Raw genomic sequence first — 8472 nt, 5'->3', positions numbered from 1 at the left:
GATCGATCTCAAGGGACTGTAGGGGCGGGTTTATGCTAAAAATCGTCGCCAAATTCCAGAAATTGTGAACGAACCCGCCCAACCCCACCAGCCAATATCGATTGTTATTCGATCGCGAAGCGTGGGCTTTGCCCAATCGTGCGTAGATGATAATGTTCGATTGATTGTGGAAATTTGGGATGGCGACGATCGATTAATGGGATTCACAGATGATGACGATCGATCGGTTATTAGTAGGTGAGGGCGGGTTCGATTGAGATTGTTAGAATTATTCGCGATCGATAGCATAAACCCGCCCCTACGGATCTGTGTTGGTGGAGGATTGATTTTGATTATTTTTGTCTGCGTCCCAATTACGGGGATTGTTGATAATATATTGCCTAACGCGATCGAGTTCTAATTCATTTCTGATAATGCGATCGTAATAACTTCTTTGCCAAACTGGAACACCGCGCAAACCACGTTCTTTATTAATTGTCTTGGCTGAAAATGTTTTAAACCCTCGAATAACTTCAGAGATTGATTTTTTATAATCCATCGATGATTCTAAAATAATAATGCCATGTAAATGATTGGGCATCACGATCGATTCATCCATAATAATATTTGGATGATACTGCGCTAATTGCTGCCAATGCGATCGAGCAATATCACCACAGGTGTTAAATTGCATCATTTCGTTGACGATATCACCAAATAGATGTTCTCTCTCATGGGTACAAATAGTAATAAAATAAGCCCCAGATGTCGAATAGTCATATCCGTTGAGTCGGATTGATTGCCGATGATTGAAATCGGGATCGTATTTCATCGTTCCTAAACAATTAAATCTAATCCAGAATTATACATGATTAGATCGATCGCACAGATCTGTAGGGGAGGGTTTATGCTAATAATCATCGCCAAATTCCAGAAATTATGAACGAACCCGCCCAACCCCACCAGTCAATATCGATTGCGATTCGTTCGTGCGTAGATGATAATGTTCGATTCGATCGTGGGGATTTGGGATGGTGATGATCGATCGATATAATTCGCAGATGATGACGTTCGATCGATTAGTGGTGGGTGAGGGCGGGTTTGATTTAGATTTTAGAATTATTCGGAATCGATGCCATAAACCCGCCCCTACGAACCCGTACAGGCGAATATGTAGGTGGGGATTCGATCGATCGTATTTTGGGGATGGTGATGTTCGATCGACAATTTTCTATTCCCCAGTGATAAAATTGAGACATCACAGGATTTGCATTTCGCATCATGACCCAGGCAAACGAACCAGAGGATAGAAGCGTAGAAGCCAGAATAGCTAGATTAGAAGAGCGACTATCTCGGATCGAACGAACTACCGTGCCTAATGACTACATTCGGCGATCGTTCGACAGAGTATACCAAGATATGACGGAACTCCATTACAAAATCGACAGTTTAGCCGTCGAGGTTGATGGAGTCAAGCAAAGCAACCGACGCATAGAGCAAAAGATCGATGATGCTAGTACGGAAATGAACGGTAAGCTCGATGTCATTCTTAGACATTTGACAGGAATGAATTAAGGCTATTCGGTTACGCTATGCCAACGCATAAACAAAGCCATCTACAAACCCGTGAAAGGCGAATATGTGGGTTGGGATTCGATCGACGATCGCCGTCAAAGGATAATCCCAGCGGTGTTAAAATAAAGTGTATATTTTACCGATCGATCGCTGAAACTAGCCGTAATCGTCCATGAAGCGAGCGAAGGCGGCTATTGGGCAGAAGTACCCGCAATCCCAGGTTGTGCGACAGAAGGGGATAGCTGGGATGAATTGATATCTAATCTGCATGAAGCGATCGAAGGTTGTTTGTCGATCGTAGCCAACTAGAATATAGATAAGAACTGAAACTAACTTCCACAAATATTCCTCGATCGATCTAAATCTCAAATCTGATGGAGCTACGTCACTTACGTTATTTTCAGGCAGTTGCAATTGATTTGCACTTTGGGCGAGCAGCAGAAAAACTACATATTTCGCAACCGCCATTAACTAAACAAATTCAAGATCTAGAGGCAGAATTAGGCTTCGATTTATTCAACCGTACTAAAAGATCGGTCGTGCTCACGCCAGCAGGACAAGCATTTTTAAGTGAAGTAAATCAAATCTTGCAACAACTCGATCGGGCGATCGATATTGGTAGTAAAACTAGTCGTGGTGAACTCGGACAAATCTCGATCGGGTTTGTGGGATCGGCAACTTATAATATTCTGCCAGTAATGCTCCAACAGTTTCGAGATCGCTATCCCGATGTCCGGATTGAGTTACACGAACTGACTACCGATCGCCAATTAATTTGGCTGCGGGAAGGTAGAATCGATATTGGTTTAATCCGGCCGCCAATTATCGAACGCGATTTTAATAGTCAAGTAATTTTTCAAGAATCTGTAGTTGTGGCTTTGCCAACCAATCATCATTTGGCAGCTCTGGACTCAATCGATCTAGCCGCATTAGCTACCGAACCATTTATTCTATTTCCACGCGAACTCGCGCCAGGATTATACGATCCAATTATTGCGATCTGTCTGGCGGCAGGATTCAGTCCTCAAGTAGTTCAAGAATGTATCCAAATGCAGACGATCGTCAGTCTCGTATCGGCGAATATGGGGGTGTCAATTTTGCCAGCATCGATTCGGGAAGCTCAACGTCAAGGGGTAGTTTATCAGCCAATTCGATCGAGTACTTTGAGTGTAGATAAACTAGCGACGATCGCGATCGTCTGGCGGCAGAATGATGATTCGCCGACGATGAATAGATTATTAGAAATTGCTTTGAGGAAATTTGAGTGAGGACATTCGATCGATCTTCCTATTGCTACTCCTCTAAAAATAAATACCAACGCCCTGCATATAATTTTAGTTCGCCTTTACTCTGATATTTCAGCACGATTGAGTCTGAAAATTGTTGCTTGCTACCATCGCGGTCGAGATAAATACCGCGAATACTGGCATTCCATAAGAAGGGTGTTGGCTTAGTGTAAATAACTTGGCGATCTTGAATCTTCCGCCCACCAATCTTACGGATTTTAGTTTTTATTTGGTTAGTAAGATCGGTATTTTCTGGGGTTAGCTGTAGAATTAACTTCTCATTTTTAGTTTCTAAACCGATCGAATATTGTTCAACTAATCGATCGGGTGTAGCCGCCCCACGTTTGTTTTGTGTTTCACATGACTGCACCGAAACTAAGATTGCGACGAGAATGGCACCTAAAATCGATCTATTGGCGATCGAGAGTTGCTTTGGTTTGATTGCGTGCATATCCACTATCTTCTACTCAGAACACCAATTCGATCGAGGCGAGATCCTGGAGATCCTTGCTTATTTTCTTTTTAATGCTTTCACCTCGGCACTGGTGAGATCTCGCCAAGATCCTAATGATAAACCGTTGAGGGAGAGTAACCCGATCGACACTCGTACCAATCGTAATGTGGGAAAACCGACGGCGGCGGTCATCCGCCGAACTTGCCGATTTTTGCCTTCGGTGAGGGTTAATTCTAACCACGCTGTTGGGATATTTTGGCGATCGCGAATGGGTGGATCTCTGGCTGGGAGCTGGGGTTCGATCGATAGTAATTTGACGTGGGCGGGTTTGGTTTGATAGTTTTGGACTTCGACACCAGTGGCTAATCGGTCTAATGCCAGCTCGTCGGGGATCTTCTCGACTTGTACCCAATACGTGCGGGGATGCCCATACTGGGGGTCGCTGAGTCGATGTTGCAATCGCCCATCATCTGTCAGTAGTACCAACCCCTCGCTATCCCAATCCAGTCTCCCGACGGGATAGACATCGGGGACGGGAATATAGTCTTTGAGTGTCTGCCGACCATCATCGTCGGTAAATTGACTCAGGACACCGTAGGGCTTGTAGAAGAGGATGTAGCGCAAGGGTAGGGGGAGTTGGGAGGAACTGAGCAGATCGGTGCAAACACAGAGCAAGATGTTGTTTAGCCCTGCCAGCAAATTTAGGCAGAAGGTGTTCTGGCTTGTCTAATCATGGCGATCAGGACTTGGTGAGCGTCTTCGGAGTCTGTGAGTTCGCGATCGAATGGAATTCGCAGACTAACTGTTGCACCGTCTACTAGCGCAGTCAGATCCATGCCCAAAGGATCGATCGCACTCATGGCGGCTGTCTCCGCAGTGGGAGACTTGCCGTAAACGTGGGCGTAAGTGAGCACGGCGGAGGCATGATCGTCATTCATGTGCTTGCAGATGCGATCGCTAATTGCCGGAGTAATGGGATCTGCCATAGGATTTGGATTGATGGGATCGAAAATATATCTCGATCGTACCGCAAACGGTCGATCTCGGTGGGATCTGACTGACAACTAGCAGCGGATCGCTGTCAGGATTTAATTACGCTTCAGAACCAGCTTTTTTGAGTTGTCGCCAGCGGTTGAGGCGGATCGTTGTTTGGCGGTAGACTTCAGTATTCTCTTGTTGCTGCGCTAGTTTTTCGGCGACTTCGAGATCGGCAATGCCCCCGTCGCGATCTTTGAGCGTATAGTATTTGAAATCACCACGCTTGAGATATGTAGCGGCATCACGGGGATTGAGTTCGATCGCGCGACCGAGATCGGCTAATGCGCCCGATCGATCGCTCGTGACTATTTTCAAAAAACCGCGATAGCTGTAGTAGCTAGCCTCATTCGGTTCGAGTTGAATCGCACGGTTGAAATCTGCCAATCTACTGGCAACTTTCATCAGTTTGACTTGTAAATGCCCACGATTGGCGTAGGCAGTCGCAAATTTGGGACTGAGTTCGATGGCCAAATCGTAGTCGGCTAATGCGCCCTGAGGATCTTGGAGTCGATTTAATTTCAACTTACCGCGATTGTTGTAAGCCTCGCCATAGTTGGCATTGAGGGCGATCGCCTGGTTATAGTCTGCCAATCCACCGGGAATATCTTGGATCTTCTCTTTCAACACACCACGATAATTGTAAGCTGGTGCAGATTTGGGATTGAGAGAGATCGCCTGATCGTAATCGGCAAGGGCACCACGATAGTCGCGGTTGCGATACTTTTGAGCGGCGGCAGCGACATAATCGTCGGCGCGGGGCTGGGCAGTTGGCGGTATCGATCTCCGTGGTTGACTGAGTTGCACCCCCAGATTGCTAGCAACAGCCGCAACCCGATCGATCGGAATCCCCACACTAAAGCCCGTTTTATTGCCAAGTGTGCCATCGGTGAGTTGTTCGCGATCGCCTCTGCCGTGAATGGCTACTACTTCCCCGTTCGTATTTAAGACACCACCACCACTCATCCCCGGTAGTGTATCGTTGCTATAAACCAGCGAGTACCCATTTTCAAAAGTTTGATTACTATTGGCAGAAACCCGCCCTTCCCTGAAGACAAACACTGATTTTGTGAGGACTCTAGTTGCAGCGGGAAAACCGGCGACATATAGATCCATCCCCGACTTGAGCGTCTGACAATTGCCCAATTTGGCAGTGGGATATTTAGTCGTCGATTTGAACTTGATGACCGCCACATCGATGTGCCCAGGCGCGGCGCGGCGCGAACTATTGATCGCCAGATACTGTTGTCCATCGGGTGTCGTAATCTGGTAACTACTTGGGGATTTGACGACATGGGCAGCAGTGAGAATTGTATAAACATCACCTTGATGCTGGAGGATGATGCCCGAACCTTGCGTCTGGTCATCAGAAATTAAGACGGTAATTGCCTTCGCTGTCTCGGCGATTTCGATCGCCGTTTTGGTGACGGCGATGGCAGTCGGTGGTTGGATGAGGACGATCGTGGAGCCAATGCCAATTAATCCCGTCCATAGCCCGATCTTCGATGACATATTCGTGTAGTTTGATGACGAAATTAATCTTAGCCTAACCACCGATAATCCTCAAAATTGTTACAGTGAGTAAAGAAGCTCTCAACCAATTCTCCAGGGGAGCGGCTCTGCCATCGCCAAATATCATTGAATTATGACTTCAGTACCGCATATCTGTATCCTCGGTGGGGGATTTGGTGGTTTGTATACTGCCCTGCGTTTGCACCAACTCGCCTGGGAACCCGGCCAAAAGCCAGCAATTACCTTGATCGATCGGCAACCTAATTTTGTATTTACACCCTTGCTGTATGAACTAATTACGGGTGAAATGCAAGGTTGGGAGATTGCACCCCCCTTTGCCGAACTGTTGAAAGGGACGGATATTCGCTTCATCCAGGGATCTGTCAGCAAGATCGACAAAGTGCAAAAATCGATCGCCTTAGCTGATGGTACTGAGCTGGGATTCGATCGATTAGTCTTAGCTTTGGGTTGTGAAACGCCGTCAGAAAGCGTCCCTGGTGTCACCGAATCCGCGATTCCGTTTCGATCGCTTGAAGATGCCTATCGGCTCGATGCCAAATTGCGTCACCTCGAAACCGCCTCCGCCGAACGGATTCGGGTGGCGATCGTCGGTGCGGGTTATTGTGGCGTCGAAGTTGCTTGCAAAGTCGCCGATCGCTTGAAGGAACGCGGCCGCGTGCGCCTGATCCAATCCCGCGATACCATTCTCCCCAACGCTCCAGCATTCAACCGCAATGCCGCCCTCAAGGCATTAGAACAGCGCGGAGTTTGGGTAGACCTCGAAACTAACGTCGCGGAGATTACCGCCGACTCAATCGGGCTAATTTACAAGGGTCAAACCGATACCATTCCGGTCGAAGTTGTGATGTGGACGGTAGGCAATCAAGTTAGTCCGGCGATCGATGGGTTTGGCTTGCCACTCGATGCTCAGGGCAAAATTATCGTCACGGAACTGTTGCAAGTTAAAGACAATCCCGATATCTTCGCCCTCGGCGATGCTGCGGCGATTGTCGATGCCGATGTTGCAGTCATGCCGACGACCGCCCAAGTGGCCTTCCAACAGTCGGATTTTGTCGCTTGGAATATCTGGTCATCACTGACCGATCGACCGCTGTTGCCCTTCCGCTATACCAATCTCGGCGAAATGATGGTTTTAGGTGATGACAATGCCGTGTTATCTGGGCTGGGGATTCAATTGGATGGTCCCCTGGCTTATTTGACGCGGCGGCTGGTGTATCTCTATCGCCTACCGACCCTCGAACATCAACTCAAGGTTGGTTTCAATTGGCTGACGCAACCATTAGTAAAGTTATTATCGACTGTTAAATCATAGAGTAGCTGGCGATTCAACTCCTGGCGATTGCGAGTGTTTTGGTGCTGGCAATCGGCTTGAGTCGCTTATATCTAGGCGTACATTATCCCACTGATATTATTGCGGGCTATGGGATTGGATTTTTATGGCTGATAACTTGTTTGAAATTAGATTTTAGCTGGAGACGATCTTTAGATACATAAAAAAGAGGGGGAATTTTCTCCCTCTTTTTTTAATTTAGATCTAGAACCTAAAATTTATCAATCGTATTCAACAGCAGTAACAACCTTGCCTCGGAACACAATATAGTTGTAGATGTTATAGAAGATCATAATCGGAATTAGTACTCCGACAAAAGTTAGTATAAATACCAATGCACTAGGCGAAGCTGCTGCTTGATAAATCGTAATTTGGGTGGGAATTACATAGGGGAAAATAATTAAACCCAGGCCGAGAAAGCTGAGTAAGAAAATCAGAATCGTCCACACAAATGGCGTTCGTTCTTCTTGGCGATCGAGACTTTTGAGTAGTAAATAAACTAATAATATTCCCAGGAGCGGAATGGCTGCGAAGACATAGACCATTGGGGGTGCAAACAACCGCGTTCGCGTAGCTTCATAGAATACTGGCGTAACGATCGTGATGAGAACTGCACCAATTAATGTCGTGATAGTAGCAATTTTTGCTGTCCGAAAATGAGTTTGTTGTAACTCACCTTCGGTCTTCAGGATCAGATAAGTCGAACCAATTAAGACATAACCTTGAATTAAAGTTAGGGCAACTAAGAGCGATCGCCAATCCAGCCAATCCCAGGTCGAACCGATAAAATGACCCTTAGCATCGACACTAATCCCTTCGATCGTGCTACCGAGGGCGAATCCTTGACCTAAAGCAGCGAGAAAAATACCCAGCCCAAAGGCATAATTCCAAAATAGTTTATTGGTAGAATGCTCCCGAAATTCAAACGCGACTGCCCGAAATACCAACCCGAAAATCATCATAAAAATGGGCAGATAGAGCGCGGTTAGGATCGTACTATAGGCCAAATGTAATAATGCGTCCATGAAAACTCCTAACTACAGACTGGGATTTGCATAATTTTCATGATTAGATTTATTGGTGCTATTCACTATTCACTATTCACTATTCACTATCCCCTATCCCCTATCCCCTATCCTCTAACTACTGCTGCGCTTCGATCGGTCGGCGATCGGGTACTGATTCTGCGGGTGCGGTATTGAGGATAAATTGACCGTCTGCGCCCGGTAATGGCAAATCTAGTTTTGGCCCTTTGCCGATAATCCGGCTGGCAAAGAACA

General features: G+C 46.6%; 10 protein-coding genes and 1 pseudogene. 5 read left to right on the top strand and 6 right to left on the bottom strand.

Going from position 1 to position 8472, the window contains the following annotated elements; translation table 11 throughout:
• Positions 1 to 298: 298 nt before the first annotated feature.
• Entirely contained in the window at positions 299 to 811 is a 513-nt protein-coding gene (locus RMO27_RS08255; RefSeq protein ID WP_309731199.1) for a transposase, read from the bottom strand.
• Between the two features lie 449 nt (positions 812 to 1260).
• Between RMO27_RS08255 and RMO27_RS08250 the strand changes: the two genes are divergently transcribed.
• The 3 genes from RMO27_RS08250 to RMO27_RS08240 all read left to right on the top strand — a co-directional run bounded on the left by RMO27_RS08250 (position 1261) and on the right by RMO27_RS08240 (position 2822).
• Positions 1261 to 1554 (top strand): hypothetical protein, encoded by a 294-nt coding sequence (locus RMO27_RS08250; RefSeq protein ID WP_309731196.1) that lies wholly within the window; start codon positions 1261 to 1263, stop codon positions 1552 to 1554.
• 150 nt (positions 1555 to 1704) lie between these two features.
• On the top strand, positions 1705 to 1863 hold the full coding sequence (locus RMO27_RS08245) for a type II toxin-antitoxin system HicB family antitoxin (protein ID WP_309731202.1): 159 nt from the start codon (positions 1705 to 1707) through the stop codon (positions 1861 to 1863).
• Between the two features lie 65 nt (positions 1864 to 1928).
• Positions 1929 to 2822, top strand: coding sequence for a LysR family transcriptional regulator (locus RMO27_RS08240; RefSeq protein ID WP_309731194.1), 894 nt, complete (start codon positions 1929 to 1931; stop codon positions 2820 to 2822).
• A 25-nt stretch (positions 2823 to 2847) separates the two neighbouring features.
• On the opposite strand, the gene RMO27_RS08235 is transcribed toward RMO27_RS08240, so the two are convergent.
• The 4 genes from RMO27_RS08235 to RMO27_RS08220 all read right to left on the bottom strand — a co-directional run bounded on the left by RMO27_RS08235 (position 2848) and on the right by RMO27_RS08220 (position 5841).
• The gene (locus RMO27_RS08235; RefSeq protein ID WP_309731190.1) at positions 2848 to 3291 is read right to left on the bottom strand and encodes a hypothetical protein; all 444 of its coding nucleotides are present in this window, start codon (positions 3289 to 3291) and stop codon (positions 2848 to 2850) included.
• 60 nt (positions 3292 to 3351) lie between these two features.
• On the bottom strand, positions 3352 to 3969 hold the full coding sequence (locus RMO27_RS08230; RefSeq protein WP_309731188.1) for a pseudouridine synthase: 618 nt from the start codon (positions 3967 to 3969) through the stop codon (positions 3352 to 3354).
• 26 nt (positions 3970 to 3995) lie between these two features.
• Positions 3996 to 4280 (bottom strand): DUF2470 domain-containing protein, encoded by a 285-nt coding sequence (locus RMO27_RS08225; RefSeq protein WP_309731186.1) that lies wholly within the window; start codon positions 4278 to 4280, stop codon positions 3996 to 3998.
• Between the two features lie 106 nt (positions 4281 to 4386).
• A complete protein-coding gene (locus tag RMO27_RS08220) occupies positions 4387 to 5841 on the bottom strand; it encodes a trypsin-like peptidase domain-containing protein (protein ID WP_309731184.1) in 1455 nt (484 codons plus the stop codon).
• A 133-nt stretch (positions 5842 to 5974) separates the two neighbouring features.
• Between RMO27_RS08220 and RMO27_RS08215 the strand changes: the two genes are divergently transcribed.
• Both RMO27_RS08215 and RMO27_RS08210 read left to right on the top strand, forming a co-directional pair.
• Positions 5975 to 7174: an NAD(P)/FAD-dependent oxidoreductase gene (locus RMO27_RS08215; RefSeq protein WP_309731183.1), complete on the top strand. Its 1200-nt coding sequence runs from the start codon at positions 5975 to 5977 to the stop codon at positions 7172 to 7174.
• Positions 7175 to 7203: 29 nt separating this feature from the next.
• A pseudogene (locus RMO27_RS08210) lies at positions 7204 to 7356 on the top strand (phosphatase PAP2 family protein); the annotation flags it as partial.
• 57 nt (positions 7357 to 7413) lie between these two features.
• On the opposite strand, the gene RMO27_RS08205 reads toward RMO27_RS08210, so the two are convergent.
• Positions 7414 to 8217, bottom strand: a complete 804-nt coding sequence (locus RMO27_RS08205) for a cytochrome d ubiquinol oxidase subunit II (RefSeq protein ID WP_309731181.1) — start codon at positions 8215 to 8217, stop codon at positions 7414 to 7416.
• Positions 8218 to 8472 lie beyond the last annotated feature (255 nt).

Source organism: Chamaesiphon sp. OTE_75_metabat_556 (assembly GCF_031378165.1).
Taxonomy (GTDB): domain Bacteria; phylum Cyanobacteriota; class Cyanobacteriia; order Cyanobacteriales; family Chamaesiphonaceae; genus Chamaesiphon.
The sequence above is the reverse complement of the archived record's forward strand: the minus strand, read 5'-3'. Positions and strand labels throughout refer to the sequence as shown.

Coding starts and splice junctions, on each gene's coding strand:
- RMO27_RS08255 (WP_309731199.1), bottom strand. CDS start 811: ATGAAATACGATCCCGATTTCAATCATCGGCAATCAATCCGACTCAAC.
- RMO27_RS08250 (WP_309731196.1), top strand. CDS start 1,261: ATGACCCAGGCAAACGAACCAGAGGATAGAAGCGTAGAAGCCAGAATA.
- RMO27_RS08240 (WP_309731194.1), top strand. CDS start 1,929: ATGGAGCTACGTCACTTACGTTATTTTCAGGCAGTTGCAATTGATTTG.
- RMO27_RS08235 (WP_309731190.1), bottom strand. CDS start 3,291: ATGCACGCAATCAAACCAAAGCAACTCTCGATCGCCAATAGATCGATT.
- RMO27_RS08225 (WP_309731186.1), bottom strand. CDS start 4,280: ATGGCAGATCCCATTACTCCGGCAATTAGCGATCGCATCTGCAAGCAC.
- RMO27_RS08220 (WP_309731184.1), bottom strand. CDS start 5,841: ATGTCATCGAAGATCGGGCTATGGACGGGATTAATTGGCATTGGCTCC.
- RMO27_RS08215 (WP_309731183.1), top strand. CDS start 5,975: ATGACTTCAGTACCGCATATCTGTATCCTCGGTGGGGGATTTGGTGGT.
- RMO27_RS08205 (WP_309731181.1), bottom strand. CDS start 8,217: ATGGACGCATTATTACATTTGGCCTATAGTACGATCCTAACCGCGCTC.